Source organism: Streptomyces sp. x-19 (assembly GCF_046549115.1).
GTDB classification, from domain to species: domain Bacteria; phylum Actinomycetota; class Actinomycetes; order Streptomycetales; family Streptomycetaceae; genus Streptomyces; species Streptomyces albulus_C.
Map to the genome: position 1 here is coordinate 710,586 of NZ_JAJPWK010000002.1, position 26,635 is coordinate 737,220.

The window sequence follows — 26,635 nt, forward strand, 5'->3', positions numbered from 1 at the left end:
GTGGACTTCCAACTCACCGTGGACCAAAGGGCGTTGCGGGACGGCACCCGGGAGTTGCTGACCGGCCGCTTCGACCGCGATCGGCTGCGCGCGGCCGTCGACGACCCCGCACTGGACCGCGCGCTGTGGCGCGAACTGGCCGACGCCGGGTTCTTCGCGCTGCGGCTGCCGGAGGCGGACGGCGGGGTCGGGCTGGGGCTGCCCGAGGCCGTCCTGGTCTTCGAGGAGGCCGGCCGGGCGCTGCTGCCGGGGCCGCTGGTGGCCGGCCATCTGCTGGCCGGCGCGGTGGAGGGGGTGGCGACCGGCGAGCGGATCGTCGCGCTGTGTGACGGATCGGTCGAGCCGGTGCTGTGCGAACACCCGGCCGACTGCGACCTGTTGATCTTCCTGGAGGGAAGTGCGCCGGAGCACGTCGGCCGGGCGCGCCAGAGTGCGCCGGCCGAGGTCGCCCGCGCCCCCTACGCCTCCGTCGACCCCCTCACTCCGCTCGCCCGCGTCACCGACTCTGCGCACGGCACCCCCTGCGACGGCCTCGACGTGCCCCGGTTGCGCCGCGAGGCGGCCCTGCTGACCGCCGCCCAGCAGCTCGGCAGCGCGGCCCGGACGGTGGAGATGGCGGTCGGACACGCCCGGCAGCGCACCCAGTTCGGCGCGCCCATCGGCTCCTTCCAGGCCGTCAAGCACCTGTGCGCCGGGATGCTGGTCCGCGCCGAGTTGGCCCGCGTCGCGGTCTACGCGGCGGCGGTGACCGGCGACGCGCTCGACGTCGCGGGCGCCAAGCTGCTGGCCGACGAGGCCGCGGTGCACAACGCCCGGGACTGCCTCCAGGTGCACGGCGGCGTGGGCTTCACCTGGGAGGCCGACGTCCACCTGCACCTCAAACGGGCCTGGTTGCGGGCCGCGGCGTGGGGCGGTGCGCAGGACGCGGCGGAGCGGTGGGCGGCCGCCCTGGTGGATTGAGGGCGTGCGCCGGCGGTCGTGGATGATCACGGAGCGTGGCGATCGCGGTGTCGGTGTCAGACTCTGGCAACCCGCGTGCGGAATGTCGGATGCCGCACGCAGAAGCGGTCACGGAGGGTCGATATCGGGTTGTGTCCTGGGCGTGACTCGTCACAGGCGGGAGTCGGCGGCCCGCTCGGGTACGCTCCGTGGGGTGCGAGTGGTGCGTTGGCGCAACGGTCACGGTGCCGTCGGAAGGACGGCTCCGGGGTACCGACTGCACGCCGCTCGCCTCGGGCGAGGCCCCGACGACCCCCCATGTTCGACTCCCCGCGCTGTGCGTCGCACAGTATGCCGCACGCATACTCCCTTGCGCTGGAATATGCCCGAAGCGGTTGTTGCGGTGACTGAACGTCAACCATGCTGTGCTTCGTCGGAGTCACGCACCGTGACTCCGTGGAGGCGCGAGGCGATGTTTCCGCCGGTTCGGATGGTGTGAGCGGTGCAGGTGCTTCAGGTGCAGTTGGAAGTGCGGCCCGACCCCGCGGAAGTGGGGCGGGCCCGACGGTGGGCCCGGTCGAGGCTCGCGGGGTCGGGCATAGGGGCGGACGAGCCGCTCGCCGAGACGCTGATCCTGCTGATCTCCGAGTTGGTCACCAATGCGGTGGTGCACACCGGCTCGGCGGCCCGGCTGCGGATGTGTTTCTCCGGGTCCGGTGCCGTGGTGGCCACCGTGCGGGTCGAGGTGGTGGACGCCAGCGCCCGCCCGCCGCGCCCGCGGCACGCGGAGGGGGACGACACCAACGGCCGCGGCCTGGAGCTCGTCGACGGCCTCGCGGACCGCTGGGGGTGGCAGCAGGAGGGGGCCGGCAAGCGGATCTGGTGCGAGGTGGACCGTGGGCAGTCGCTCCTGATGACGGCCGGCGCGGACCTGGGCACGTACGACCCCGCTTGCGCCGCGACAAATAGGGCGTAGGCCGCTGAATCGGTTCGCCTGGCAGGGAGTGGGTCCAGGCCAGGCGTTGATGTGGTGTGCCCCGCGCCGCCACCGGGCCGGCCCGAGGCGCCCCGCCGCGCCTCAGAGCACCGCCACCGGTGCGACCGGACTCCCGGTGCCGCCGACGAACGGTTCCGCCATCGCGGTCAGCAGGAAGGCGTAGCGGCCCTCCTCCGCGCAGGCCGTCGACAACTCCTCCAGGTTCCAGTTCTGGCCCTGGAGCATGCCCATCTCGACCAGGTGCAGGGCGTGCACCGGCAGCCACAGGCCCTCGATCTCCGGCGGGAAGGTCTCGAAGACCAGGGTGTCGTTGGCGACCGCGGCGACGTCGCGGGCGTGGAACCACTCCGGCGTGCGCAGCGACAGTCCGGGCGACGGCATCGCGTACGCGTCCCGGTCGCCGGCCAGGTAGTGCTGGAGCTGTCCGGTCCTGACCAGCACGACGTCGCCGGCGCGGACCGTCGTGCCGGCCAACTCCTCGGCGGCGTCCAGGTCCTCCGGCGTGATCGCGTGCCCGCCCGGCAGCCGCTCGGTGCCGCGGGCCCGGGCCACGTCGAGCAGTACGCCGCGGGAGACGACCGGAGCGGCCTTCTCGATGCCCAGGGCGGTGGCGCCCCGGTGCGGGGTGACGATGCCGGCGGGCCGGCCGTTGTAGAACCGCCCGGAGTGCGAGACGTGGGTCAGGGCGTCCCAGTGGGTGGCGGCCTGGAGGCCCATGGTGACGGTGTCGTCGGAGACGGCGACCGTGTCCGGGCCGAAGAGCTCGTGGTTGATGGCGACCATGGTGTGCAGCGGGTTGACCCGCCCCAGGATCATGCCGTTCTGCACGCCGTCCTGTTGGAGCGGGAGGGCGAGCGGGACGCGACGGCCGCTGCGGACGGTCGCGGCGGCGGCGCGCACCACGTCCGGGGTGATCAGGTTCAGGGTGCCGAGCTCGTCGTCCGGTCCCCAGCGGCCCCAGTTGTTCACGCGTCGGGCGATGTCGTGGAACTCCTGCGGCAGGGGCATGGGTGCTCCTTGGCGTCGGGTGCGGTCGGTCGGTTCCGAAGAGGGGCGCGGGCGTGCGGTGCGCCGACGCCTCCGGTGGTGCGTCCTGTGCCGTACTGGCGCATCGTGCCACCTCGGATCTCCGGGGTTGCGTCCGGGGTCTTGTGCTCGCACCGCGTCTGCTCAAAAATCTAACGGTCCGTCAGAAACCGTGGAAGGGGCGCGGCATGGGGAACTTCTTGGCCGGCAAGGTGGTCGCCGTCACCGGGGCCGGCCGCGGCATCGGCCGGGCCGTCGCCCTGGCGGCGGCCGCCGAGGGCGCGAAGGTGGTGGTCAACGACTACGGCGTCTCCATCGAGGGCGGCGAGCCCAGCAGCGCGGTGGCCCAGGCGGTCGTCAAGGAGATCGAGGCGGCCGGCGGCACCGCCGTCGCCGTCGCCGACGACGTCGCCACCATGGCCGGCGGTCAGCGCATCGTGGACACCGCGCTGGCCGAGTACGGCCGGATCGACGGCGTGGTGTGCGTGGCCGGCATCCTGCGCGAACGGATGCTCTTCAACATGTCCGAGGAGGAGTGGGACCCGGTCGTCGCCACGCACCTCAAGGGCACCTTCACGGTGTTCCGGGCCGCCGCCGCCGTGATGCGCAAGCAGAAGTCCGGCACGTTGATCGGCTTCACCAGCGGCAACCACCAGGGCAGCGTCGCCCAGGCCAACTACTCCTCGGCGAAGGGCGGGATCATCTCGCTGGTGCGCAGCGCGGCACTCGGCCTGCACAAGTACGGGGTCACGGCCAACGCCGTGGCGCCGGTCGCCCGGACGCGGATGTCGGCCAACGTCCCGATGGAGCTCAAGGAGATCGGCGAGCCGGAGGACGTGGCGGCGTTCGTCGTCTACCTGCTCAGCGAACGGGCGCGCACCGACGGGGTCACCGGCCAGGTCTACACCGTGGCGGGGCCGAAGATCGCGGTGTGGGCCCAGCCGGTGGAACTGCGGGCGGTGCACGCCGACGAGGAGCGGCCGGACGGCGCCGACGGGGGCCGGTGGTGGACGCCGGAGCGGGTCGCCGAGGCGGTGGCCGGGCCGGTGGGCGTCGACCCCATGCCGATGCTGGCGCAACTGGAGGAGATGGCCAGGGCGGCGGCGGCCCAGGAGCGGCCCAATTCGTAGGCCCACGTGGTCGGCCGTCCCGCCGTTGCGCCTGCGGCGCGGGCTTCTTCCCACGTGGTCGGCCGTCCCGCCGTGGGGGTTTCGCCGTTGCGCCTGCGGCGCGGGGCGTTGTCCGCTGCGCGGGGCTGTTGGGTGGCGGTGACGGGCCTGCGGGGGTGGTGTGCAGGACTGCTGCGCTTTACGTCCTGCACACCACCCCCTCCGGCCCGCCACCTCCCGTTGTGGGTGGGAAAAGACGGGTGGGTGGGGCCTGGGGTGGGTGGGTTGGTGCCAGAGGGAGGGTTCGGGTGGAGTTCGGGTTTGGTGACGAGGACGAGGGGTTTCGGGGTGAGGTGCGGGGGTGGCTCGCGTCGCACCTCGTGGGCGAGTTCGCCGCGTTGGGGGCGGGCGGTGGGCCCGGGAGCGAGCACGTCGGGGTCGCCGTCCGGCGGCGCTGGGAACGGGAGTTGGGGCGCGGGGGGTGGATCGGGCTGGGGTGGGACCGGGCGCACGGGGCGTACGGGAACCGGGCCGGGTCGCTCACGCAGCAGGTGGTGTGGGCGGAGGAGTACGCGCGGGCCGGGGCGCCGGGTCGGGTGGGCCACATCGGGGAGAACCTGCTGGCGCCGACCCTGATCGCGTACGGGGACGAGGCGCAGCGGAAGCGGTTCCTGCCGGCCGTGGCGCGGGGCGAGGAACTGTGGTGCCAGGGCTACAGCGAGCCGGAGGCGGGGTCGGACCTGGCCGGGCTGCGGACGACGGCGGTCCGGGACGGGGCCGGCTACCGGATCAGCGGCCAGAAGGTGTGGACCTCGCTGGCCGCGGAGGCCGACTGGTGCTTCGTCCTGGCGCGCACCGATCCGGGGGCGCGGCGGCACCGCGGGCTGTCGTTCCTGCTGGTGCCGATGGACCAGCCGGGGCGCATCGAGGTGCGGCCGATCCGGCAGATGTCCGGGACCGCGGAGTTCAACGAGGTGTTCTTCGACGGGGCGGTGGCGCACGCCGACCACGTGGTGGGCGGCGAGGGGGCCGGCTGGCGGGTGGCGATGGGGCTGCTCGCCCTGGAGCGGGGGGTGTCGACGCTCGTCCAGCAGATCGGCTTCGCGCAGGAGTTGGCGGAGGTGATCGACGCCGCGGTGCGCGGCGGGGCGGTGCGCGATCCCGTGCTGCGCGAGCAACTCGTCCGACAGTGGGCCGAGTTGCGGGTCATGCGGTGGAACGCACTGCGGACCTTGGGTGCGGCGGGCGACGCGGGGGCGCCGAGTGTGGCGAAGCTGCTGTGGGGCGGGTGGCACCAGCGGTTGGGCGAGGTGGCGATGCGGGTGCGGGGCGCGGTCGGGGCCGTGGGGCCCGTCGACTGGTCCGCCGCGGCGCCGTACGCGCTCGACGACTGGCAGCGGCTGTTCCTGTTCACTCGGGCCGACACGATCTACGGCGGCTCGGACGAGATCCAGCGCAACATCATCGCCGAGCGGGTGCTCGGCCTGCCCAGAGTGGAGCGGGGATGAAAGGCGTCATATTCGACGGTGAACAGGCCCGGTACGTGGACGACCTGGAGGTGCGGGATCCGGGGCCGGGCGAGGTGCTGGTGGGCATCCGGGCGGCCGGGTTGTGCCACAGCGACCTGTCGGTGATCGACGGGACGATTCCGTTCCCGGTGCCGGTGGTGCTCGGGCACGAGGGCGCGGGCGTGGTCGAGGCCGTGGGGGCGGGCGTGAGCCACGTGGCGCCCGGTGACCACGTGGCACTCTCGACGCTGGCGAACTGCGGTACCTGCGCGGAGTGCGACCGCGGACGGCCCACGATGTGCCGCAAGGCGATCGGGATGCCCGGTACGCCGTTCCGGCGGGGCGGCGCGGAGCTGTACAACTTCGCGTCGAACTCGGCGTTCGCGGAGCGGACGGTCGTCAAGGCGGTCCAGGCGGTGAAGATCCCGAAGGACATCCCGCTGACGTCGGCCGCGCTGATCGGGTGCGGCGTGCTGACCGGGGTGGGCGCGGTGCTGAACCGGGCGCGGGTGGACCGCGGGGACTCGGTGGTGGTGATCGGCGCCGGCGGCATCGGCCTCAACGTGCTCCAGGGCGCCCGGATCGCGGGCGCCTCGGTGATCGTGGCGGTGGACGCCAACCCGGACAAGGAGGCGTCGGCCCGGCAGTTCGGGGCGACGCATTTCGTCGACGCCTCGGCCGTGCCGGACGCCGTCAAGGCGGTGCGGGAGATCCTGCCGACCGGTGCCGACCACACCTTCGAGTGCGTGGGCAGCACCCGGTTGATCCGGCAGGCGATCGACCTGTTGGACCGGCGCGGGCAGGCGGTGCTCCTCGGCGTCCCGCCGGCCACCGCCGAGGCGTCGTTCCTGGTCTCGGCCATGTACTTGGACAAGTCCATCCTCGGCTGCCGCTACGGTTCGGCCCGCCCGCAACGGGACATCGCGCTCTACGCCCGGCTGTACCGCGAAGGGCGGCTGCTGCTGGACGAGTTGGTGACCGCGACGTACGGGGTGGCGGACTTCGCCAAGGCGGCGGAGGACGCGCACCGTGGACGGGTGGCGCGGGCGGTGCTGGTCTTCGGGGAGTGAGGGGGCGTGCGGCGGGCGGCGCGCGTGGGCTGGCCCGATCCTTGCGATCCCTGTCCGTTCGGCCACTCGTACGGGCGGGCCGGCTCGTCGAAGCTGCTCGGGTGACCCGCACCTCGCCCGAGCCGCCCGCTCCCACCGCCGCCCCCGTGAGCCCGGGGCCGCCCTCCGGCCCGGCCCCCGTCCGGCGGCGTCCGCACCGCGCCTGGTCGGTCGCCGCCGCCACCTTCCTGACCCTCATCGGCGCGGCCGGCTTCGCCTCCCTGCCCGGACTGCTGATCGACCCGCTGCACGCCGAGTTCCACTGGTCGCGCGGCACCATCGGCCTCGCGGTCTCGGTCAACCTCGCCCTCTACGGGCTGACCGCGCCGTTCGCCGCCGCCCTGATGGACCGCTTCGGCATCCGCCGGGTGGTGGCCGCGGCGCTGACCGTGATCGCGGTCGGCGCCGGTCTCACCGTCTTCATGACCGCGAGCTGGCAACTGGTGCTGTGCTGGGGCGTGTTGGTCGGCCTGGGCAGCGGCTCGATGGCGCTGGCGTTCGCCGCGACCGTCACCAACCGCTGGTTCACCGCCCGCCGCGGCCTGGTCAGCGGCATCCTGACCGCGGCCGGTGCCTCCGGGCAACTGGTCTTCCTGCCGCTGCTGTCGTTGATCGTCGAGCGGTATTCCTGGCGCCCGGCCGCGGTCACCGTCGCCGTGGCAGCCCTCGCCGTCGTCCCGCTGGTGTGGCTCCTGCTGCGCGACCACCCGGCCGACGTCGGCACCGCCCCCTACGGCTCGGCGGAGTTCGTCCCCAAGCCGCCCCCGCAGCGCGGCGCCGCCCGCCGCGCCCTGGCCGCCCTCTTCTCCGCGGCCCGCACGGCGCCCTTCTGGCTGCTGTCCGGCACCTTCGCGATCTGCGGTGCCACCACGAACGGCCTGGTCAAGACCCACTTCGTGCCCGCCGCCCACGATCACGGCATGCCCATGACGGCGGCCGCCTCGCTGCTCGCCGTGATCGGTGTCTTCGACATCGCCGGCACCATCGGCTCCGGCTGGCTCACCGACCGCTTCGACACCCGCCGCCTGCTCGCGGTCTACTACGCCCTCCGCGGCGTCTCGCTGCTCTTCCTGCCCGTCCTGCTCTCCGCCACCGTCCATCCCCCGATGATTTTCTTCATCGTCTTCTACGGGCTCGACTGGGTCGCGACCGTGCCCCCGACCCTGGCCCTCTGCCGCGCGCACTACGGCGACGACAGCGCCATCGTCTTCGGCTGGGTCCTCGCCGCCCACCAGGTCGGCGCCGCGCTCATCGCCTACCTGGGCGGCCTGGCCCGCGACGCGCTCGGCACCTACGACCCGGTCTGGTACGCCTCCGGCGCGCTGTGCGCGGTGGCGGCGCTGATGGCACTGGTGTTGCGGGGGAGGACGGCGGCCGTCGCGGCCTGAGTGCGCGGCGTCTGCCCTGCCGCGCCTTGCCTTTACCGGCCACGCACACCAGCGAGCCCCGGTCCGGGAGGGGGCGGGGCTCACTGGTGGGTGGTACGGGTGCTCCGGCGCCTCAGCCGATCGCCGCTTCGCCGTTCCTCACGTCGTCGATGAAGGCGGCCCAGGCGGCTGCGCTCACGGTCACCTGCGGGCCCGCGGCGTCCTTGCTGTCGCGCACGGCCGCGACCCCGTAGAGGTTGCGGGCAACCTCTACGCATTCCCCCTGGGAGCCGCTGTAACTGGACTTGCGAAACTCGAATATGGTCACCGGTACTCCTTGAACAGGCTGGCCAGCCGGGCGCGGGTGTCCTCGGGGGACAGCGCCTTTCTGCGAACGCTATCGAACAGTCCGCGATGCCGGTTGGCGTCGTCCTCACTCTCCAGCCAGAGCCGTGAGCCGGCGGTCTCGACATAGACCACGTCCAGCGCGGCGGGTTCTTCGAAGCCTACGATCACGAACGGCCCGGTCATCGAGGCGTGCGCTGCGGCTTCGAAAGGCCACATCTGCAGCTTGACGTTGGGCGTGGAAGAAGCGTCAAGAAGCCGTTCCAGTTGGCCCTGCATCACCGACGGGCCGCCGACCTGTTGACGGAGGGCTGCTTCCGAGAGGATCGCCCACAGCTCCAGCGGATTGTCATCGGTGAGCCGCCCCTGTCTGCCGATCCGTGCCGCAACGAACTGATCGACCTCGTCCGGGTCTTCCCAGACGTCATCTGCCACGGTCACCGCGCGGGCGTACTCAGGTGTTTGGAGCAGACCGGGCACCAACTGGTTCTGGAACGTGCGGATCCTGGTGGCCCCGGCCTCAAGCTGGATGTACTCCAGGAGATCACCGAGATCCGTGTACTCCTCCCACCAGCCTTTCGCCTTGCGGCGTTCGCGGTCGGCCTTGGCTAGCGCTACCAGGCGGTCCCTTGCCGGGCTGGGACGTTCCACTCCGTACAGGTCGCACAGGGTGTGAAGGTCCGGATCGCGTACGGGCACGACGCCGCGCTCTATTTTGGCGATCTTCGTTTGGGTAGCCGTGAGGTGCTCCGCAGCCTGGGGCTGCGTCAGCCCCTTCGCGGTGCGGAGCTTTAGCAGCTCGCCACCCAACTTCCTGCCCAAGACGGTGGATTTGCGTTCTGTGCCTGCCTGTTGCCCCGGCATGGCTGCCTCCTGTGAGTGCGCGTGCACAGTCTCTGGGTTCGTAACGACGCACTGCAACATAGGTGCCGGAGCTATCGCTCGCGAGAATTAATTCCCGGGATTGGGTTGCATCAATAGTCTCGGCGCTGTCACGTTGGGTGCGGGCCCAGCCACGCTGGGGCGTCAGCCCAGTGGCATACGGGGTCTCTTCAGCCGCGCTCCCCGAGGGGATAGCCATGTCCACACGCGCCCGGTCAGTCGCATCACGCGTCGCACCTGCCACGCCAACCTCAATTGCCTACCGCTTGCCGAGCGAACCCCGCAGCGTCGGCTGGGTTCGCAGAGAGCTGCGGCGGCAGCTGGAGCAGTGGGGGTTGGCCGGTGAACTGGGCGAATCTGCAGCGCTATTGGTGTCGGAGCTGATGGCCAACGCCGTGCGGGCGCAGGTGGCCGGTGGTGGTACCTGGGTCGGCGTCCGGTTCGCGCTGGAGGGCGGTGGGCGGCGGGTGCGGTTGGAGGTGCGGGACGGGAGTGGTGGCCGTCCCGTGATCAACGACAAGCAAGCAGAAGAGACGGAAGGGGAGGCCGCGGAATGTGGTCGTGGGTTGGTGCTCGTGGATGCCTTGGCAAGTGGCTGGGGCGTGGAGCCGGACGGCATCGGAAAGGTCGTGTGGGCGGAGTTGGCCGTATCGGGGGTGTGGCCAGGTATCGGGCGGAGGTGACGGTGCGGTGCCCGGACGGGGCGACGATCCGGCTCGGGGGGTGGGCGTCGTCCTCGCCTCGTCGGGCCGTGGGATGGGTGCGGACGCGGGCGCGGCAGGTGGCGCAGCAGCTGGGTGCGCCGTACGACGGCGGGGTGCCGGCGTGGCTCGGGGAAAGGGTGGAGTTCGCGGCGGCCGTGGGTGCGCTGGAGTGCGGAAGTCCGTTACGGCTGACGGTCGTCGACGCGGAGGGGTGCGCCTACGACCTGGTCGCCCGGCGCGAGGGAGTGTCCTGGGCGGATGTGCGGGGGTCGGCGTGGCTGGCGGCGTGAGCGGGGGGTTCGGCGCGGCGGGGGTGTGGTGCGAGCGGGTGGTGTACCGGTCGGTGCGCGCGGAGGAGGTCGTGTCGTGGTCGGCGTTGGCGGTCGCCGATCCGGTGCGTGCTGTGCGGGCGATCCGGATGGATGCCCGGCGGTGGGCAGGCGGGGTGGCCGGTGGCGGGCAGGTGGAGGCGGTTGCCGCGCTGTACCGGGGCGAGTCGTGCGGGTTGGCGCTTGACTGCGGCGGGCTGTGGGTGGAGTGGTCGGCGCGGCCGGTGTTCTTTCTGCCCGTGGTCGGTCGTACGGGGCCGCGGTGTACGGGAGCGGGTGAACGGGCGGGTGGCTTCGGTGTTCTTTCGGTGGCCGGAGCCGGGTTCCGGTAGGCGGCTTGTGGGCTGCCGGCTCCGTAGGCCGAGGGGTCTGCCGGTGGCCTAGCGGGCGAAGCGGCCGAACGCCCCGCGGTGGAAGAGCAGCGGGCCGCGGGCCGCGGCGGCCGGGTCGGTGCCGAGGGCCTCGACGCGGCCGACCACGATGAGGTGGTCGCCGCCGGTGTGCACGGCGTGCACGGTGCAGTCGATCCAGGCGGGTACGTCCGCGAGGCGGGGGGAGCCGGTGGCCGGGGCCGGGGTGTGCCGGACGCCGGCGAACTTGTCGGCGCCGCTGACCGCGAACGCCCGGCAGAGGTCGCCCTGGTCGGCGCCGAGGACGTTGACGCAGAACACGCCGGCCCGCGCCAGGCGCGGCCAGGTCGTCGAGGTGCGGGCGACCATGAACGCCACCAGTGGCGGGTCCAGGGAGAGCGAGGCGAAGGACTGGCACGCGAAGCCGGCCGGCTGCGGTTCGCCGGGGGCCGTGATGAGCGTGACGCCGCTCGCGAAGTGGCCCAGCACGGCGCGGAATTCGGCCGGATCGAGGGGGGCGCGCTCGCCGTCGCGCACGGCGCGCAGTGGGGGGCGCGGGGTGGTGGTGCGGGCGGGCGCCGCCGACGGCGGGGCGGTGGTGGGGGCGCCGACGGAGCGCAGGTAGCGAATGGCGGTGGCCGCCATTCCGGCGTGTCCCATCATGGCTTCCGTCCCCTTACGGCGTTCGGTGGGCTGGCGCCTTCCATTGAATCTGATGCATCGTCAGATCGGAAGGGTGGAGGCGCCACTCGCACGGGTGGTTTGGTGCGGAAAAGCCGGCCGGATCATGGCGGTTCGGGGCAGATTGGGCACCGCGTTCCTGATTGCCCGCCGAGCGCTCGGGTACCTCCCACCTCGGCCGCGCCGTAGCCCAGCACGGGGGAGTGTTCCGGTCATGGCCGATGCGACACCGCCGACCGCCTGGTCGGCCGCCGGGCCCCCGCAGGCCCGTCCGACGGGGGCGGGAAACCCGCACCCGCGGTCCCGACCGCCCGGACCGCCGGGCGGCCCGCACGCCGCGGCGCCCACCTTCGACGAGGTCTTCTGCGAGCTGCTGCCGCGGCTCTACCGGCGGGCCGTGATGCTCGCCGGCACGCGCCAGTCGGCGGAGGACGTGGTGCACGAGGCGTACCTCAAGCTCGCCGCCCGCCCGCAGCGCTTCCTGGCCCACCCGGAGCCGTACGCCTACGCCTTCACCGCCGTCCTCAGTGTGGCCCGGGACGCCCACCGCAAGGAGCGGCGACAGGTGCTGGTGGAGGCGGTGGACGAGGCGGACGGTCCGGGGGCCGGTGCCGGGCCGCGCGCCGTGGGCGGGTTCGGCGGGTGGGACGGCGGGGTGGGGCGGCGGCACGCGGAGCTGGAGGCGGTCCGGTTGTTGGGCCGGTTGTCGCACCGGCAGGCGGGGATCGTCATCCTCGTGGACCTCGACGGGTACACGATCGACCAGGCCGCGAAGATCATGAAGGTGCACCGCGGCACCGCCGCCCGGCACCGGGCCCGTGCCCTGGACAGGCTGCGCGCGTACCTCGTTGAATCGGAGCACGGGCAGGCCGGGAGGTGAGCGGCACGGTGGGCGCGGGGCCACGGGACGGTGCGGGCGGCGACGGCGAGGTCGAGGGGCTGCTGCGGGCGAGGCTGCGGGCGGCCGACGAGGAGATCGAGACGCCGCCGGGGCTGTGGGAACGGGTCAAGGAGCCCGCGGCGGACGGGCGTTCGGCCGGTGCCGCGGGGGCCGCGGGACGCTTCGGCGCGGCCCGGTCGCCGCGGCGGCACCCGTACGCCGTCGTGGTGGCGGTCGCGGCAGCGGTGGCGGCGGTGGTGCTGGGCGTCTGGTGGGCGTTCCTGCGGCCGGCGGCGCTGGAGGTCAGACCGGCCGGGCCGCCCCGGACGGTGCCGCTCACGGTCTACAACAGCGAGGCGGCGTGCCGCCCGCGGCACACCCTGGAGTGCGCACTGCGGTTGGCCGAGGACCCGCACCGGGCGTACGCGGCGCGCGGCAACACCGCGGGGCGGGTGTGGCACGGGGAGGTGCTCGCGGCCCGGTGCGTGGTGCCGGACGGGCAGCTGGTGCGGGACGAGCAGGGCGTCACCTCCACCCGCTGGTACCGGGTGCGCACCGGGCAGGGGACGGAGGGGTGGCTGCCCGGGGTGCGCACCCGCAACACCCGGGAGGTGCCGGAGTGCCCGGCGGACGGCTGGTGAGGCGGCCGGGCGCGCGGGGCGGGTGTCACCGGCCCCGGTACGTGGGGCGGCGGCGTTCGACGAACGAGGCGACGCCCTCCTGTGCGTCCGCCGTCGTCATGTTGATCTCCTGGGCGGTGGCCTCGGCCGCGAGGGACGTCCCGCGGTCGCCGTCGAGGGAGGCGTTGACCAGCGCCTTGGTGAGGGCGAGGGCGCGGGTGGGGCCGGCGGCGAGCCGCTCGGCCCACGCGCGGGCGGTCTTCGCCAACTCCCCGTCCGGGACGACCCGGTTGACCAGGCCCAGCCGCGCGGCCTCGGCGGCCGGCACGGCGTCCCCGAAGAACATCAGCTCCTTTGCGCGCTGCGGGCCGACGAGCCGCGGCAGCAGGTAGGCGCCGCCGCCGTCCGGGACCAGGCCGCGGCGGACGAACACCTCGATGAAGCGGGCGGATTCGGCGGCCAGCACCAGGTCGCAGGCGAACGCGAGGTGGGCGCCGATGCCGGCGGCGGTGCCGTTGACGGCGGCGATCACCGGCTTCTCGCAGTCCAGGACGGCGGTGACGAGGCGTTGTGCGCCGTTGCGGATCATCCGGGCGACGTCGCCGGCGACCCGGTCCCCGGCGGCCGGTGCGCCGCGCAGGTCGGCACCGGCGCAGAAGCCCTTGCCGGTCGCGGTGAGCACCACGGCGCGGACGTCCGGGTCGGCGGCGGCGTCGGCGAGGTGGGCGATGAGGCGTTCGCGCATGTCCCAGGTGAGGGCGTTGAGGGCGTCGGGGCGGTTGAGGGTGAGGTGGGCGACGCCGTCGTGCGCGGTGTGGAGCACCAGGGCGTCGACCGGGTCGGCGGCGGCCGGTGCGGGGCTGGGGGAGGATGCGGAGATCATGGCGGAGCGGCTCCGGGGAAGAGGGCGGACGGGGGCGCGGGCGCGGCCGGTCGGCCGGTGGTCAGTGGCACACCGCGAGGGCGTCCAGGGCCACGGCGCCCTGCCCGCGGGGCAGCACGACCAGCGGGTTGATGTCCAGCTCGGCCAGTTCGCCGTCGAGTTCGAGGGCCATCCGCTGCACCCGCAGCACGGTCTCGACCAGCGCGTCGGTGTCCGCGGGCGGCATGCCGCGGACGCCCTCCAGGAGCGCGTGTCCGCGCAGTCGGCGCAGCATGCTGCGGGCGTGTTCCTCACCGAAGGGCGGGACGCCGACCGCGATGTCGTTCAGGACCTCGACCAGCACCCCGCCGAGGCCGACGGAGACGGTCGGCCCGAAGAGCGGGTCCGGGGTGACGCCGACGACCATCTCGACGCCCCGTTCGATCATCTGGCAGACCAGGACGCCGTCCAGCGGCAGGTCCTCGTAGCGGGCGATGTCGGTAAGTTCGCGGTAGGCGTCGCGGACCTGGCTCGCCGACGTCAATCCGACCTTGACCAGGCCGAGTTCGGTCTTGTGCGCCAGTTCCGGGCCGGAGCCCTTCAGCACCACCGGGTAGCCGACCTGGCTCGCCGCCCGGACGGCCGCCGCCGCGCTGGTCACCAGCTGTTCCCGCGGGACGCGGATGCCGTAGGCGCGCAGCAGTTGCTTCGCCGCGTGCTCGCTGAGCTGCTGGCCGGGCCGCAGGAGGGCCTGCGCCTTGCGGGCGGAGGGGGAGGCCGTGCGCGGGGCGTCGTCGAAGGGGGAGCGGTAGGCGGCGGTGAAGCGGTGGTGGTCGAGGTGGGCGCGGACGGCGGTGATGCAGTTGGCGAAGGTGCGGAAGGTCGCCACGCGGGAGGAGCCGAGGAGGGTGCGGCGGTAGGCGTCCTCGGTGCCGACCGGGGACCCCCAGACCACGCACACCAGCTTGTCCGTCTGCTCCGCCGCGTCGACGAGGTCCTGCGCCAGCTTGTCGCTCATGGGCGGGAAGGGGCCGGTGATCGGGCAGATCAGGACGCCGACGGCCGGGTCGGCGAGGATCGCGTCGATGATCTTGCGGCCGCGCCAGTCGCCGACCGGGTGCCCGCCGTTGTCGATCGGGTTGGCGACGTTGAGGTAGTCCGGTATCCACTGGTGGAGTTCGGTCTGCTTGGCGTGGGACAGGGCGGGCAGGGTCAGGCCCGCCGCGGTCGCCAGGTCGGCGAAGTGGGCGCCGGTGCCGCCGGAGATCGAATAGACCGCGACGCCCTCGGCGGTGGGCTTCTTGGCGCGGGCCAGCAGCGCCGCGGTGTCCTGGAGCTCGTCGAGGCCGTCGACCCGGATCACGCCGAACTGCCGCAGTGCCGCGTCCACCACCTCGTCCGCGCCGGTGAGTTTGCCGGTGTGCGAGGCGGCGGTCCGGGCGCCGGCCTCGGTGCGGCCGACCTTGACGACGACCACCGGCACCTTGTTGCGGGCGGCGCGGTCGGCGGCGAGCAGGAAGCTGCGGCCGTCCTTGAGCCCTTCGACGTACGCGGCGATCGCGCCGACCTCGGGGCGGGTGGCGAAGTAGGAGAGGAAGTCGGCGGTCTCCAGGTCGGCCTCGTTGCCGGTCGGCGCCCAGTGCGAGAGGCGGACGCCCAGTTCCTGGAGGGTGAAGACCGGCCGACCCTGGTGGCCCGACTGCGTGATCAGGGCGATGGCCGGGCCGTCGAGGTCGTCGCGGAACTTCTCGAAGGCGTTGAGGTTGGTGTTGGGGCCGAGCAGTCGTAGGCCGGAGCGGGCCACGGCGTCGGCCAGCCGGGCCTGGGCGGCCGCGCCGTCCTCGCCGGTCTCGGCGAAGCCGGAGGCGAAGGCCACCGCGAACTTCACCTTGGCCTCGGCCAGTTGTCCGATCAGCGGCAGCGGGTCGCCGACCAGCAGCACGGCCAGGTCGACCGGCTCCGGCAGTTCGCCGACGCCGGCGTGACAGGGCAGGCCGAAGACCCGCTCGCGCCCGGGGTTGACGGGGTGGAGCCGGGCGCCGACCCGCTCCGCCCAGGCGATCAGCTGTCGGGTGATGCCGGTGTTGGGGCGGCCCTCGCTGTCCGAGGCGCCGATCACGGCCACCGACTCGGGCCGGAAGAAGCGGTCCAGGTCGGGCACCGGCGCGTACAGCGGGCGTCCGCTGACGTCCTGGTCGGTGCCGGCCGGGCCGGTGGTGGCGCCGGCGGACCGCGGGCCTTCGACGCCGTCGGGGTCGGCGGTGCCGTGGACGGTGTGGGGTGGGCGCTCCCCGCAGGCCACGACGCGGGCCGGCCGGGAGTGCGTGGTGAGGGTGCCGTGAGTCGATCCAAGCATCGCAGACGCCCGCTCCTGTGTGACGGCTCTCGTGGACTGCGCGCCGTACCGCGCTCGCAGTAGCTGACGCATAGTCAGATTACTGAACTGACGCCATGTCAGGAATGGGTGTGCGCGGTAAAGCTTCGCGGTGCCGCCCGGGGGGCGAGGGTGTCGACCCTCTTGCGGGCGGGCGGTCGATGGGCTGGACTGGCCGGACGTCATTGAACTGACGCAACGTCAGTTAACTGCTGGGCTGAACCGTTGAGGGGAGTGCCGGGATGGCCGTGCGGGACGACGCCGGAAGGGCGGGGCGGGTGCAGGGTGCGGCGGCCCCGCCGGGGCGCGCGGCGGCGCGGTTCGATCGGCCGGAGGTGGACGCCTTCACCCGGCCGTACTGGGCCGCGGCGGCCGAGGGCCGGCTGCTGTTGCGCCGGTGCCGGGCCGAGGGGTGCGGGGCCGTGCACCACTACCCACGGGAGTTCTGCCCGCGGTGCTGGAGCGAGGACGTCGCCTGGGAGCCGGCCACCGGGCGGGCCACCCTGTACACCTGGTCCGTCGTGCACCGCAACGACCTGCCGCCGTTCGGCGACCGGGTCCCGTACGTCGCCGCGGTCGTCGAACTCGCCGAGGGCCCCCGGATGATGACCGAGGTGACCGACTGCGCGGCGTCGGACCTGCGGATCGGGATGCCGCTCGCGGTGCACTTCCGCCCCGTGCCGGCGGCGGGGAGCGGCGACGGGCCGGCGGGGGACGGCGGGTGCGCGGTACCGGTGTTCCGGCCGGCGTGAGGCGCCCGCCGGCCCGCCCGCCGGATTAATGGAGTGGCGGAGGACGGGCTTCTCGGGGAGGCTGCCCGCGTGCTGATTCGAGACGCGAACCCGGCCGACTGGCCGTCGATCTGGCCCTTCTTCCGCTCCGTCGTACGGGCCGGCGAGACCTACTCCTACCCCCAGGACATCGACGAGCCGGCCGCCCGCGACCTGTGGATGCTCCGCCCGCCGGGCCGCACGGTGATCGCCGTCGACGACCGCGGAACGGTGCTCGGCTCGGCCAAGATGAACCCCAACCAGAGCGGGAACGGCGCGCACGTCGCCAGCGCCAGCTTCATGGTCGACCCGGAGCACCGCCGGCGCGGCACCGGGCGGGCGCTGGGGGAGCACGCCCTGGCCTGGGCCCGCGCCGAGGGCTACCGGGGGATGCAGTTCAACGCGGTGGTGGAGGCCAACACCGGCGCGGTCGCCCTCTGGCAGTCGCTCGGCTTCCGGATCATGACGACCATCCCCGAGGGCTTCCACCACCCCGCTCACGGGTACGTGGGGCTGCACGTCATGTACCAGAAGCTGTAGCCGCCCGCGACGGCCGGGCGCCGGGCGGCCCGGTGCCGGCGGGTCTTACGGCCAGAGCAGCTCCGTCTCCCAACCGTCCGCCCTGCGGCGGTAGTTGAGTCGTACGTGCTGACGCCGGTGCTGGTCGCCCTGGAAGAACTCGACCTCGTCGGCGCGCAGCACGTACAGCGTCCAGCTCGGTACCGGTGCGTCCGGTTCGCGCCGGGCGCGTTCCCAGGCGGCGTCCGCGGCGTGGGCCAGTTCCTCGGCCGAGCCGAGCACCTGGCTCTGGCGGCCCACCAGGGCGGCGGCCAGTGCGCCCGTGGAGCGGTGGTGCAGATCGGCCGCGCTCTCCTCCGGGCCCGCCGCGGTCACCGTGCCGTGGACCCGCACCTGGCGGCCGACCGCCGGCCAGTAGAAGGCCAGCGCGGCGCGGGGGCGGGCGGCGAGCTCGCGGCCCTTGCGGCTGTCGCGGTGGGTGCCGAAGTGCCAGCCGTGCTCGTCCGCGTCGTGCAGCATCACGATCCGCACGGAGGGGTCGCCGGCCGCGTCGGCCGTCGCCAGGGACATGGTGTGCGGCTCGGGAACGCCGGCCTCGGCGGCCTCCCGCAACCACTGCCGGAACAGCGGCAGCGGCTCGGCCGGCGCCCGCTCCGCGGCGAAGGTCGGCAGCTCGCCGTCCCAGACCCGCAGGCCGCGCAGGAGCGTGCGGAAGGCGCGGGCGTCGGCGTCGGCCGCCGGCCCGGGGGCCGCGGGGACGCCGGGCTCGGGGTCCGGAGCGGCCCCGGCGGCGCGGTGATCCGTGTGGTCGGGCATGCCAGGCAGCGTACGCGGGGTGCTCGGGGTGCCGGCGGAAGGGGCGACGGCCGCCGTCGGGCGGGCCGCTATCCCCGTCCGAGGACCACGGTTCCCGAGGAGCAGAACCAGCCGCCGGTGCCGGACGCGACGGCCAGTTGCGGCAGGGCGCCGTCCGGTTTGTGGACCTGGCGGTCCGGGCCGGCCTCGCCGCGCAGCTGTCGCACCGCCTCGACCAGCAGGAACAGCCCCCGCATGCCGGGGTGGCAGGCGGCCAGTCCGCCGCCGTCGGTGTTGACCGGCAGCTCCCCGTCCCGCAGCAGCCGCCCCTTCTCGACGAACGGTCCGCCCTCACCCTTGGCGCAGAAGCCCAGGTCCTCCAGCGTCACCAGGGTCATGTAGGTGAAGGCGTCGTAGATCTCGGCGAGGTCGATCTCGGCGGGGCGGACGCCGGCCCGTTGGAAGGCGAGCCGGCCGGAGACGGCGGCCGGGGAGACGGTGAAGTCGTCCCACTCCGCCATGGTGGTGTGCGAGACGGCGGTGGCCGAACCGAGCACCCAGACCGGCCGTTTGGCGAGGTCGGGCACGTGGTCCTCGGCGACCAGCAGAACCGCGCAGCCGCCGTCGGAGCGGATGCAGCAGTGCAGCTTGGTGAACGGGTCGGCGATCATCGGGCCGGACAGCACCTCGTCGACGGTGATCGGATCGCGGTACATGGCCTCCGGGTTGGTGGCCGCGTTGGCCCGCGCCTGGACGGCTATCTGGGCCAGCTGTTCCAGGGTGGTCCCGTACTGGTGCTGGTGGCGGCGGGCCGCCATGGCGTATTTGGCGATCAGGGTGTGCCCGTAGGGGACCTCGAACTGGAGTGGGCCGCGGGCGCCGAAGGAGAGGTTGGCGGTGCGGCGTTTGGCCTTGATGTCGGCGCGGGCGGTGGAGCCGTAGACGAGCAGGACGGCGTTGGCGTGCCCGGCCGCGATGGCGTCGGCGGCGTGCGCGGCCATCACCTCCCAGGTGGCGCCGCCGACCGAGGTGGAGTCCACCCAGGTGGGGCGCAGCCCGAGGTATTCGGCGACCTCGACGGGGGCGAGGGTGCCGAGCCCGGCCGAGGCGAAGCCGTCGATCACCGACCGGTCCAGGCCGGAGTCGGCGAGCGCCCGGCGGGCAGCCTGGGCGTGCAGGGCGTACGGGGTGGCCTCGTCCACCCGTCCGCAGTCGGAGAGCGCGACTCCGGCGACGGCGACCTTGCGGTTCCGGGAAGGGGTCCCTGGCGTCAGCCTCATAAATCTGACGGTACATCAGATGTGGGGGAGTGGGCAGAGGCTCCGGCGCGCGGCTTCCCCGCGCCCGTCTCTAGGAAAGTGCCGCCCGGATGCCTACTATGACGGGCCGTCAGATCGGACCCCGTTCGAGCGGACGGGCGTCGCCGCACGGCCGGGAGGAGCCCGCCGATGGATGCCGCGTTCACCGAGGAGCAGGACGAGATCCGCCGCACCCTGCGCGCACTGCTGGACAAACGCTGCGGCCCGGACGAGGTCAGGGCCGCGGTCCGCACCCCGGCGGGCCACGACCAGGCGCTGTGGCGGCAGCTCGCCGGGCAGTTGGGGCTGCCCGGCCTCGCCCTGCCCGCCGCGTACGGCGGAGCCGACTGCGGCCCCACCGAACTCGCCCTGGCCTGCGAGGAGACCGGCCGTGCCCTGCTGCCCGCACCGCTGATCGGCACCGCCGTGCTCGCCGCGCCGCTGATCCTCGCACTGGGCGGGGAGGAACAGCGCGCCGCACTGCTCCCACCGCTCGCCGCCGGGGAGCTGACCGCCACCCTCGTCGTCCCCGACGGACAACTGGCCACCGCGCTGGCACTGACCGGGCCGAACGACGGTGACTGGGCCGGCGGCGGCCGGGCCGGCGGGATCCAGGCACGGCAGGTCGACGGTGCCTGGCGGCTCTACGGGGAGGCCGGCCAGGTCCTCGACGGACACACAGCGGACGTGCTGGTGGTCGCCGCGCACACCGGCGGCTTCGCGCGCAGCCGGACCCTGCTCCTGACCGTGCGCACCACGGGCCCGGACGGCACCGAGACGCCCGGGCTGCTGCGGACCCGGCAGACCGCGATGGACGAGACCCGTCCGCAAGCACGCATCGAACTCCGCGACGTGGCGGCGGAGTTGCTGGGACCCGACCCGGCCGGGGACGACGGCGCGGTGACCGCGGCGCTGGCCGCCACCGGGGCGACGGCGGCCGCGTGCCTGGCGGCCGAGGCGGTCGGCGCGGCCGACGCGGCGCTGTCCCGCACGGTCGGCTACGTCAAGGAGCGCACCCAGTTCGGCCGCCCGATCGGGTCCTTCCAGGCGGTGCAGCACCGGCTCGCCGACCTGTACGTGGCGGTGCAGGCGGCGCGCTCCGCGGCGTACTACGCGGCCTGGGCGGCGGGCGGCGCCCACCCCGAACCCGGGGCGGGCGGCCTGGCGCTGGCCCAGTCGCTGGAGGCGCTGCGCGCGGTGGCCGCCGAGGCGGTGCAACTGCACGGCGGGCTCGGCTTCACGTGGGAGCACACGGCACACCTGTACTTCAAGCGGGCCGCCTGTGACGAACTGCTGCTGGGGCCGGTGCACCGACTGCGGGCCCGGGCGGCGGAGCAGGCCGGCCTGTTCGGGGCCACCGGGCCGGACGGGGCGGGCGCGGGCGACCTCGCCGGCCCGGTGGCGCGAGCGGCGGTCGGTGCCTGATGGACCGACGCACACGGCTGGTGCAGAAGATCTCCTCGACCCGCACGTTCGCCCGGGTCGCACCCCACGTCATCCCCGCGCTGGACCGCGCCGTCCACCGACTGTCCGGCGGCAGGGCGCTGCTCAGCACCCGGATGCTGCCCGGCGTCGTACTGACCGCCATCGGCGCCAGGAGCGGCCTGCCGCGGAGCACCCCGCTGGCCTGCATGCCGCAGGACGACGGCGGCTGGCTGCTGATCGGCAGCAACTTCGGCCGCCCGGGACACCCGGCCTGGACCGGAAACTTGATCAAGAACCCGGAGGCGGAGGTGAGTTGGCGGGGTCGGGACGTCCCGGTGCGGGCCCGGCTGCTCACCGGCGAGGAGCGCGCGCGGGCCTGGCGGGCGGCGCTGGAGTTCTGGCCGCCGTACGCGGCCTATCAGGCGCGGCTGGAACGGGAGATCCGCCTGTTCCGGCTGGACCGGCGCTGACCTGCCCGGACGGGGCCGTCATACGCGCGCAGCGGGTGCCGTACGGCCCCGAAAGGGCGGTCGGCACCCGCTGCGACGCGGTACGACTATGGCAGGACGGACACAGGACGACGTGGGCGAACTGCCCCGGCGACACCGGGACATCGGGGATGCGACGGCCTCCCCGGCGGTAGTGCGGTGGCTGGGGCGCGACGGTGCGGCGCGGCGTTCCGGCGCGGCGGGAACGGCGGCTCGGCGGCCCGAGCGGTGCGGCGGTCCCGACGCGGACCCTCGGGATCCGGGCGGGGCGGCCCGCTACTTGGTGGGCTTCTTGCCGGTGACGCCGAAGTGCACGAGCAGGGCCAGGTTGGGCTTGAGGTCGGCCTGCTTGACGCCCCAGCTCTGGAAGCCCTTCTGGTGGCCGGCGACCGCCGCGAGCATGGCGACGATGGAGCCGGCCATGGCTGCCGGGCTGACGTCCTTGTCGACCTTGTTCTTGGCCTGGAGCTCCTGGATCGACTCCGTAAGGGAGTTGGTGACCGCGTTGAGGATCTTCATGCGGAGCTTGTAGAACCGCTTGTCGCCCTCGGCGGCGCCCAGGTCGACGACGCGCAGGATGGCGTCGTGCTTGCGCCAGAAGGAGAGGAAGCCGTCGACCAACTCCTCGGCGGCCTGCCAACCGGATTTGCCCACCCAGGAGCGTTCGGCGACGAGATGGGTCAGGCTCGCGCCCTCTTTCGCCATCTCTTCGGCGATTTCGAGGACCGCACCTTCAACGTCCGGGAAGTACTGATAGAACGTCGCGGGTGAAGTGCCCGCTTTTCGGGCCACATCGATGACTTTGACGTCCCGGTAGGGGGACGAACTGAGCATTTCACTGAGGCAGTCGAGGAGCTTTTGCCGCGTCGCCTGTCCGCGGCGGCCGGCAACTCTGCCGTCGACGGTTCGCACTTGTCCTGTCATGCCGTCAGCTTACCGAGGGGTGATCGGAGCGCGATTTGGCTGCCTGCAAATGGGGACGGGGGAGTTCGGCCCGCCCGGCGCCCGTTGCCGTGCTGGTTGCGGGCCCGACGGCCGCCGGGACTGGCCGCCCAGGCATTGGTCCGATCCAGTGAACGCCGTTATCAACAGGCTGTGGACAACATCGGTGGACAAGGGGGTGGGCGTGCCGCATCGGGTGCCTGGCGAGGGGGGTGGGGGAATCCCTGCGCCGCGCGCGGTGTCACGGCCACGAAATCGCCGCGGGCGAAGCAGAATTGAACCGTTGACGCAAGGCGGGGTGCGGGGGAAGGCGTGCGGACGGATGACGGGCGGGGAAATGGAGCGTTTTCGGCCACGGGGGGCGGTTGGTCGCCCGGGTTCGCGTCGGGCGTCGAGGGGGCGGCGGAGGCCCCCCGATCCGTCCGCCTGGGCGGAACCAGTCCGTCCGGATGGGGCGATGGGCGGCGGAAATTCCGCGAACGGCACCCCCACGCGGGCCGCAACTGGTCGGTAACCCTTCGGCAATCACCCGTCCCCGGACGTATCGGAGCACGTCAGGGCGGGGTGGAATACGCCGGGTAATGGGCTTGTTGCGTACCGCAGGGGGTGAGTCGTGACACGGCCGACAGGCCCCGGGTTCGCAACCGCCGGCCCGGCCAGGAAGAATCAAGGTGCGTACGGCCGTTTCGGCAGCCCTGGCCGCAGGCGGTGAGACGCTGCGCGGGGCAGTCGCCCTCGGCGGCTCGTGGCTTTGGAGAGTCTCGTTTTATGCCCCACGGGGAGGTGGCAGGCAAGTGGTGGAGCAGCTGACGCAGCACGATCCCCGGCGGATCGGCCCGTTCGAGGTCCTCGGCCGTCTCGGGGCCGGCGGCATGGGACTGGTCTATCTGGCGCGGTCGGCGTCCGGTCGGCGCGTGGCGATCAAGACGGTCCGGTCCGAACTCGCCGAGGACCAGCTGTTCCGGGTCCGGTTCACCCGCGAGGTGGAGGCGGCCCGCGCGGTCAGCGGCTTCTACACCGCGGCCGTCGTCGACGCCGACCCCCGGGCGGCCGTGCCCTGGCTGGCCACCGCGTACGTGCCCGCGCCCTCCCTGGAGGAGATAGTCAATGAGTGCGGGCCGCTGCCGGTCCAGGCGGTGCGCTGGCTCGCCGCCGGCATCGCCGAGGCGCTCCAGTCCATCCACGGCGCCGGCCTCGTCCACCGCGACCTGAAGCCGTCGAACGTCCTGGTGGTCGAGGACGGCCCCCGGGTGATCGACTTCGGCATCGCCTCCGGGGTGTCCAACACCCGCCTGACGATGACCAACGTGGCCGTCGGGACGCCCGCCTACATGTCGCCGGAGCAGGCCCGCGACTCCCGCAGCGTCACCGGCGCCAGCGACGTCTTCTCGCTCGGCTCCACGCTGGTCTTCGCCGCCACCGGGCACGCGCCGTTCCACGGCGCCAACCCCGTCGAGACGGTCTTCATGCTGCTGCGGGAAGGCCCCGACGTGGCCGGACTGCCCGACGAACTGCGCCCGCTGATGGAGTCCTGCATGCAGATGGAGGCGGTCCACCGGCCGTCCCCGGCCGATTTGCAGTCCCAACTGGCGCCGCACCTCTTCAGCTCCGGCAGCGACGACAGCGGCACCGCGTCCGCCTGGCTGCCGCCCGGCGCCGTGGCGCTCATCGAGCAGCGGCGCGGCGGCGGCCGTGGCGCCGTGGCACCGAGCACCCCGCGGGCCGCCGCCGCACCCCGGGACGCCGCTCGCCGGGAGCCGGTGGCCGCGCCGCCCATGCCGCAGGCCCCGCCGCAACCCGTGCCGCAGCGGGCCGAGGGCTCCCGGCCGGCCGAGGGCTGGCCCGGCCGGATCGGCGCCGGCCCCGGTGCGCACCGCGCCGCCGACCCCCGCGGCGCGGCCGCCCCGGTGCCCCAGCCCGCCACCGCCCCGCCGGCCGCCCCGCCGGCCCCGGACGCCGCCGGCGGCCCCGTGCGGCTCGGGGGCTCGCCCGCCCCGATAGGGCCCGGTCCGCGCGCCGCCGACGCCCCGCCGCAGCACGGCCCGGCCGCCGCCACGAACTGGGTCCGGCCGCCGGCCGGGGCACCCGCGGCCGTCGTGCCCCAGCAGGGTGCGGTCACCGGCGGCGGCTCCGGCGGGGAGGCCGTGCCGTCCGCCCCGCCGGAGCCGCCGTCCGCCGAGCCCGGCCGCTGGCGCCCCTGGCGGTTCCGGATGTCGAACGACGTCTGGGGCACCCCGGTGGTCGCCGGCGACCTGCTCTACGTCACCTCCTTCGAAGTGCACGCCCTCGATGTGGGCAGCGGCCGACGGAAGTTCAAGACCCGGGACGTCGCCTGGGCGATGACGGTCGCCGAGGGCCGGATCCACGCCTCGGACGGCCCCACCCTCTACGCCCTGGACGCCGACGACGGCGGCGAGCTGTGGCGCCTGAGCAGCGAGGGATGGGTCTACGCCCTCACCGCGGACCGCGGCACCGTCGTCACCAGCACCCGGGGCGGCGGCGTCCAGGCGCGGGAGGCCGCCACCGGCGAGCTGCTGTGGGAGCTGTCCGGCGCCCAGACGGAGTTCGAGACCCCCGAGGCCGCGCCCGTCCAGCACGAGGGCACGGTCTACGTCTGGGCCGACGCCCGGCTCAAGGCGCTTCAGGCGCGCACCGGCGTCGAGCGCTGGTCGTACCCGGTGGGTGACGCGGCGTCCTGCGGCGGCGTGCCGGTCCGGCTGCTGCCCGCGTCGGACGGTGCGGTGTACGTGGTCGCCGGCACCCGGGTGTTGGCCCTGGACGCCGCCCGCGGTGACCTGCGCTGGCACTTCGAGGCGCCTGCGGCCTTCCTGAGCCCGCCCGCCTTCGCGCCCGGTCCGGCCGTCACCGGCGGCGGCCTCTACCTCGCCGACTACCTCGGCACGGTCTACGCCCTGGACGCGGCGGACGGCCGGGACCGCTGGCGGATCGCCACCGAGTCGCGCCAGTCCACCGAACCGGTCCTGGTCGCGCACGGCGCCGTCCACCTGGGCAGCGGCAAGGCGCTCTACACGCTCGACGCGGTGACCGGCACCCCGCGCTGGCGCTTCCAGGCGGGCGCCGAGGTCGTGGGCTCGCCGGTGGTCGCGGAGGGCCGGGTGCACTTCGGCTCCAACGACCACTGCCTGTACACCCTCGACGCGATGGGCGGTCAGCTGCGGTGGAAGCTGGCCACCGGTGGTGAGATCACCGGCTCTCCGGTGGCGGTCGGCGGGGTGGTCTACGCCTGCAGCAAGGACCGTTGCGTGTACGCCCTGGACGCCGCCAAGGGGACGGGGTTGGCCCGGCGCCCGTAGGCGGGGCTCCTCGCTGGCGGGCCGTCACCCCGGGCCGTCACCCCGGGCCGTCACCCCGGGCCGTCACCCCGGGCCGTCACCCCGGGCCGTCACCGGGGTGCGTCCGGCCCGCTCGGCCCCGGGTCGTGCGGTGCCTCCGGTCCGTCCGGTGGGGCGGGCCAGTCCGGTCGGGTCGGTCGGGTGGGCCGGTCGTCCGGGGGGTGCTCCGGGGCCGGCCGTTGGCTCCGGCCCCACTCCACGGGCGGCGTGGGCGCCTGCGGCCCGGTCGGCGGGGGCGGTGGGCCCGGAGCGGGGCCGGGCGGCTGCGGGTGCCAGGTCCGGGTGGGCTGGTGAGAGGGGTCCCAGGCGTCGGGCGGCGGCCGGTGGGGTGCGCGGCCGTAGCCCGCGCGGTCCTCGTCGTAGGAGTCGTAGGAGTCGTAGGAGTCGTAGGAGCCGTAGGCGCCGTAGGCGTCGCGGGCGTCGTCGTAGTCCTCGTGTGCCGGGACCCGGCGGGGGCGTCCGCGCATGACGAGGGCGCCCAGGATCAGCAGTGCGCCGCCGCCGAGGGCGGTGGCCGCGCCGATGCCCAGTCCGTGGGCGCCGGCGGCGAGTTCGCCGGTGCGTTGGCCCTGGCGGACCATCCACAGGACGGTGCAGCCCAGCACCACCAGCCCGGCGAGGGTGATCAGCAAACGGGAGCGCAGCACCACGCCGATCAGGGTGAGCAGCCCGGCGAAGACCATCGGCAGCAGCAGCGAGCCGAAGAGCGTGGCGCCGCCGTCGGTGAGGCCGTTGAAGAGGTCCTCGATCCGGATGTCGCTTCCGTGACGGCCGTCGTACCAGGGACGGAAGGGGCTCCAGACGGCGGCCGTCGCTCCGATGAGGGCGATCAGGGAGCCGAGCACGTTGCGCACCACCGGCGTCGCCTCGTTTCGACTCGTCCTGTCGTCCCGTGATCGACGCTACGCCTGCCCGTCTGCGCCCGCTAGACAAGCACGGCCGGATGCGGTCCGACCGCGCCGA

At 74.0% G+C, this 26,635-nt stretch carries 25 protein-coding genes; 15 read left to right on the forward strand and 10 right to left on the reverse strand.

Annotated elements, in window-relative coordinates; translation table 11 throughout:
* Positions 1 to 960, forward strand: a complete 960-nt coding sequence (locus ACLJT4_RS07820; RefSeq protein ID WP_411121550.1) for an acyl-CoA dehydrogenase family protein — start codon at positions 1 to 3, stop codon at positions 958 to 960.
* Between the two features lie 481 nt (positions 961 to 1,441).
* Positions 1,442 to 1,915 carry an ATP-binding protein gene (locus ACLJT4_RS07825; RefSeq protein ID WP_016575401.1) on the forward strand — a complete coding sequence of 158 codons (474 nt, stop codon included), beginning with the start codon at positions 1,442 to 1,444 and terminating at the stop codon, positions 1,913 to 1,915.
* Positions 1,916 to 2,017: 102 nt separating this feature from the next.
* Here the strand turns inward: ACLJT4_RS07825 and ACLJT4_RS07830 are convergent, their stop codons facing one another.
* Positions 2,018 to 2,944: a cyclase family protein gene (locus ACLJT4_RS07830; RefSeq protein ID WP_411121551.1), complete on the reverse strand. Its 927-nt coding sequence runs from the start codon at positions 2,942 to 2,944 to the stop codon at positions 2,018 to 2,020.
* A gap of 206 nt (positions 2,945 to 3,150) precedes the next feature.
* On the opposite strand from ACLJT4_RS07830, the gene ACLJT4_RS07835 reads away from it, so the two are divergent.
* The 4 genes from ACLJT4_RS07835 (at position 3,151) to ACLJT4_RS07850 (ending at position 8,076) form a co-directional block, all read left to right on the forward strand.
* A complete protein-coding gene (locus tag ACLJT4_RS07835; RefSeq protein WP_411121552.1) occupies positions 3,151 to 4,092 on the forward strand; it encodes an SDR family NAD(P)-dependent oxidoreductase in 942 nt (313 codons plus the stop codon).
* 287 nt (positions 4,093 to 4,379) lie between these two features.
* The gene (locus tag ACLJT4_RS07840) at positions 4,380 to 5,579 is read left to right on the forward strand and encodes an acyl-CoA dehydrogenase family protein (protein WP_411121553.1); all 1,200 of its coding nucleotides are present in this window, start codon (positions 4,380 to 4,382) and stop codon (positions 5,577 to 5,579) included.
* Complete coding sequence (locus ACLJT4_RS07845; RefSeq protein ID WP_411121554.1) at positions 5,576 to 6,649, forward strand: Zn-dependent alcohol dehydrogenase; 1,074 nt, start codon at positions 5,576 to 5,578, stop codon at positions 6,647 to 6,649. Before ACLJT4_RS07840 ends, ACLJT4_RS07845 begins: the two co-directional genes overlap by 4 nt.
* 101 nt (positions 6,650 to 6,750) lie before the next feature.
* Positions 6,751 to 8,076 carry an MFS transporter gene (locus tag ACLJT4_RS07850; RefSeq protein ID WP_411121555.1) on the forward strand — a complete coding sequence of 442 codons (1,326 nt, stop codon included), beginning with the start codon at positions 6,751 to 6,753 and terminating at the stop codon, positions 8,074 to 8,076.
* A 112-nt stretch (positions 8,077 to 8,188) separates the two neighbouring features.
* Here ACLJT4_RS07850 and ACLJT4_RS07855 read toward each other — a convergent pair whose 3' ends face one another.
* Positions 8,189 to 8,383, reverse strand: coding sequence for a DUF397 domain-containing protein (locus tag ACLJT4_RS07855; protein ID WP_411121556.1), 195 nt, complete (start codon positions 8,381 to 8,383; stop codon positions 8,189 to 8,191).
* A complete protein-coding gene (locus ACLJT4_RS07860; RefSeq protein ID WP_411121557.1) occupies positions 8,380 to 9,264 on the reverse strand; it encodes a helix-turn-helix domain-containing protein in 885 nt (294 codons plus the stop codon). Before ACLJT4_RS07860 ends, ACLJT4_RS07855 begins: the two co-directional genes overlap by 4 nt.
* A 215-nt stretch (positions 9,265 to 9,479) precedes the next feature.
* Between ACLJT4_RS07860 and ACLJT4_RS07865 the strand changes: the two genes are divergently transcribed.
* Together ACLJT4_RS07865 and ACLJT4_RS07870 are read left to right on the forward strand one after the other, a co-directional pair.
* Positions 9,480 to 9,965, forward strand: coding sequence for an ATP-binding protein (locus ACLJT4_RS07865; protein WP_411121558.1), 486 nt, complete (start codon positions 9,480 to 9,482; stop codon positions 9,963 to 9,965).
* A gap of 98 nt (positions 9,966 to 10,063) precedes the next feature.
* The gene (locus ACLJT4_RS07870; protein ID WP_411121559.1) at positions 10,064 to 10,276 is read left to right on the forward strand and encodes a hypothetical protein; all 213 of its coding nucleotides are present in this window, start codon (positions 10,064 to 10,066) and stop codon (positions 10,274 to 10,276) included.
* 419 nt (positions 10,277 to 10,695) lie between these two features.
* Here ACLJT4_RS07870 and ACLJT4_RS07875 read toward each other — a convergent pair whose 3' ends face one another.
* On the reverse strand, positions 10,696 to 11,328 hold the full coding sequence (locus ACLJT4_RS07875; protein WP_411121560.1) for a flavin reductase family protein: 633 nt from the start codon (positions 11,326 to 11,328) through the stop codon (positions 10,696 to 10,698).
* A gap of 232 nt (positions 11,329 to 11,560) precedes the next feature.
* Between ACLJT4_RS07875 and ACLJT4_RS07880 the strand changes: the two genes are divergently transcribed.
* Together ACLJT4_RS07880 and ACLJT4_RS07885 are read left to right on the forward strand one after the other, a co-directional pair.
* On the forward strand, positions 11,561 to 12,226 hold the full coding sequence (locus tag ACLJT4_RS07880; protein WP_411121561.1) for an RNA polymerase sigma factor: 666 nt from the start codon (positions 11,561 to 11,563) through the stop codon (positions 12,224 to 12,226).
* Positions 12,223 to 12,867: a hypothetical protein gene (locus tag ACLJT4_RS07885; protein WP_411121562.1), complete on the forward strand. Its 645-nt coding sequence runs from the start codon at positions 12,223 to 12,225 to the stop codon at positions 12,865 to 12,867. Before ACLJT4_RS07880 ends, ACLJT4_RS07885 begins: the two co-directional genes overlap by 4 nt.
* Before the next feature lie 25 nt (positions 12,868 to 12,892).
* Here the strand turns inward: ACLJT4_RS07885 and ACLJT4_RS07890 are convergent, their stop codons facing one another.
* Together ACLJT4_RS07890 and ACLJT4_RS07895 are read right to left on the reverse strand one after the other, a co-directional pair.
* Positions 12,893 to 13,729 carry an enoyl-CoA hydratase/isomerase family protein gene (locus ACLJT4_RS07890; protein ID WP_411121563.1) on the reverse strand — a complete coding sequence of 279 codons (837 nt, stop codon included), beginning with the start codon at positions 13,727 to 13,729 and terminating at the stop codon, positions 12,893 to 12,895.
* A gap of 61 nt (positions 13,730 to 13,790) precedes the next feature.
* Complete coding sequence (locus ACLJT4_RS07895; RefSeq protein WP_411121564.1) at positions 13,791 to 16,064, reverse strand: acetate--CoA ligase family protein; 2,274 nt, start codon at positions 16,062 to 16,064, stop codon at positions 13,791 to 13,793.
* Positions 16,065 to 16,324: 260 nt separating this feature from the next.
* Here ACLJT4_RS07895 and ACLJT4_RS07900 point away from each other — a divergent pair, with 260 nt between their 5' ends.
* Together ACLJT4_RS07900 and ACLJT4_RS07905 are read left to right on the forward strand one after the other, a co-directional pair.
* Positions 16,325 to 16,834, forward strand: a complete 510-nt coding sequence (locus tag ACLJT4_RS07900; protein ID WP_411121565.1) for a Zn-ribbon domain-containing OB-fold protein — start codon at positions 16,325 to 16,327, stop codon at positions 16,832 to 16,834.
* A 69-nt stretch (positions 16,835 to 16,903) separates the two neighbouring features.
* On the forward strand, positions 16,904 to 17,392 hold the full coding sequence (locus ACLJT4_RS07905; RefSeq protein ID WP_411121566.1) for a GNAT family N-acetyltransferase: 489 nt from the start codon (positions 16,904 to 16,906) through the stop codon (positions 17,390 to 17,392).
* Between the two features lie 45 nt (positions 17,393 to 17,437).
* Here ACLJT4_RS07905 and ACLJT4_RS07910 read toward each other — a convergent pair whose 3' ends face one another.
* Both ACLJT4_RS07910 and ACLJT4_RS07915 read right to left on the reverse strand, forming a co-directional pair.
* On the reverse strand, positions 17,438 to 18,187 hold the full coding sequence (locus ACLJT4_RS07910) for a pyridoxal 5'-phosphate synthase (protein ID WP_411121567.1): 750 nt from the start codon (positions 18,185 to 18,187) through the stop codon (positions 17,438 to 17,440).
* Positions 18,188 to 18,255: 68 nt separating this feature from the next.
* Positions 18,256 to 19,446 carry a thiolase C-terminal domain-containing protein gene (locus ACLJT4_RS07915; protein WP_411121568.1) on the reverse strand — a complete coding sequence of 397 codons (1,191 nt, stop codon included), beginning with the start codon at positions 19,444 to 19,446 and terminating at the stop codon, positions 18,256 to 18,258.
* A gap of 168 nt (positions 19,447 to 19,614) precedes the next feature.
* Between ACLJT4_RS07915 and ACLJT4_RS07920 the strand changes: the two genes are divergently transcribed.
* Both ACLJT4_RS07920 and ACLJT4_RS07925 read left to right on the forward strand, forming a co-directional pair.
* Positions 19,615 to 20,889: an acyl-CoA dehydrogenase family protein gene (locus ACLJT4_RS07920; protein WP_411121569.1), complete on the forward strand. Its 1,275-nt coding sequence runs from the start codon at positions 19,615 to 19,617 to the stop codon at positions 20,887 to 20,889.
* Positions 20,889 to 21,359, forward strand: coding sequence for a nitroreductase family deazaflavin-dependent oxidoreductase (locus tag ACLJT4_RS07925; protein ID WP_411121570.1), 471 nt, complete (start codon positions 20,889 to 20,891; stop codon positions 21,357 to 21,359). Before ACLJT4_RS07920 ends, ACLJT4_RS07925 begins: the two co-directional genes overlap by 1 nt.
* Positions 21,360 to 21,653: 294 nt before the next feature.
* Here the strand turns inward: ACLJT4_RS07925 and ACLJT4_RS07930 are convergent, their stop codons facing one another.
* Complete coding sequence (locus ACLJT4_RS07930; RefSeq protein ID WP_344582286.1) at positions 21,654 to 22,301, reverse strand: TetR family transcriptional regulator; 648 nt, start codon at positions 22,299 to 22,301, stop codon at positions 21,654 to 21,656.
* A gap of 812 nt (positions 22,302 to 23,113) precedes the next feature.
* Between ACLJT4_RS07930 and ACLJT4_RS07935 the strand changes: the two genes are divergently transcribed.
* Positions 23,114 to 25,633 (forward strand): PQQ-binding-like beta-propeller repeat protein, encoded by a 2,520-nt coding sequence (locus ACLJT4_RS07935; RefSeq protein ID WP_411121571.1) that lies wholly within the window; start codon positions 23,114 to 23,116, stop codon positions 25,631 to 25,633.
* 89 nt (positions 25,634 to 25,722) lie between these two features.
* On the opposite strand, the gene ACLJT4_RS07940 is transcribed toward ACLJT4_RS07935, so the two are convergent.
* On the reverse strand, positions 25,723 to 26,529 hold the full coding sequence (locus ACLJT4_RS07940) for a hypothetical protein (protein ID WP_411121572.1): 807 nt from the start codon (positions 26,527 to 26,529) through the stop codon (positions 25,723 to 25,725).
* Positions 26,530 to 26,635 lie beyond the last annotated feature (106 nt).

Coding starts and splice junctions, on each gene's coding strand:
- ACLJT4_RS07830 (WP_411121551.1), bottom strand. CDS start 2,944: ATGCCCCTGCCGCAGGAGTTCCACGACATCGCCCGACGCGTGAACAAC.
- ACLJT4_RS07835 (WP_411121552.1), top strand. CDS start 3,151: ATGGGGAACTTCTTGGCCGGCAAGGTGGTCGCCGTCACCGGGGCCGGC.
- ACLJT4_RS07845 (WP_411121554.1), top strand. CDS start 5,576: ATGAAAGGCGTCATATTCGACGGTGAACAGGCCCGGTACGTGGACGAC.
- ACLJT4_RS07860 (WP_411121557.1), bottom strand. CDS start 9,264: ATGCCGGGGCAACAGGCAGGCACAGAACGCAAATCCACCGTCTTGGGC.
- ACLJT4_RS07865 (WP_411121558.1), top strand. CDS start 9,480: ATGTCCACACGCGCCCGGTCAGTCGCATCACGCGTCGCACCTGCCACG.
- ACLJT4_RS07875 (WP_411121560.1), bottom strand. CDS start 11,328: ATGATGGGACACGCCGGAATGGCGGCCACCGCCATTCGCTACCTGCGC.
- ACLJT4_RS07880 (WP_411121561.1), top strand. CDS start 11,561: ATGGCCGATGCGACACCGCCGACCGCCTGGTCGGCCGCCGGGCCCCCG.
- ACLJT4_RS07890 (WP_411121563.1), bottom strand. CDS start 13,729: ATGATCTCCGCATCCTCCCCCAGCCCCGCACCGGCCGCCGCCGACCCG.
- ACLJT4_RS07895 (WP_411121564.1), bottom strand. CDS start 16,064: ATGCTTGGATCGACTCACGGCACCCTCACCACGCACTCCCGGCCGGCC.
- ACLJT4_RS07900 (WP_411121565.1), top strand. CDS start 16,325: ATGGCCGTGCGGGACGACGCCGGAAGGGCGGGGCGGGTGCAGGGTGCG.
- ACLJT4_RS07910 (WP_411121567.1), bottom strand. CDS start 18,187: ATGCCCGACCACACGGATCACCGCGCCGCCGGGGCCGCTCCGGACCCC.
- ACLJT4_RS07915 (WP_411121568.1), bottom strand. CDS start 19,446: ATGAGGCTGACGCCAGGGACCCCTTCCCGGAACCGCAAGGTCGCCGTC.
- ACLJT4_RS07920 (WP_411121569.1), top strand. CDS start 19,615: ATGGATGCCGCGTTCACCGAGGAGCAGGACGAGATCCGCCGCACCCTG.
- ACLJT4_RS07925 (WP_411121570.1), top strand. CDS start 20,889: ATGGACCGACGCACACGGCTGGTGCAGAAGATCTCCTCGACCCGCACG.
- ACLJT4_RS07930 (WP_344582286.1), bottom strand. CDS start 22,301: ATGACAGGACAAGTGCGAACCGTCGACGGCAGAGTTGCCGGCCGCCGC.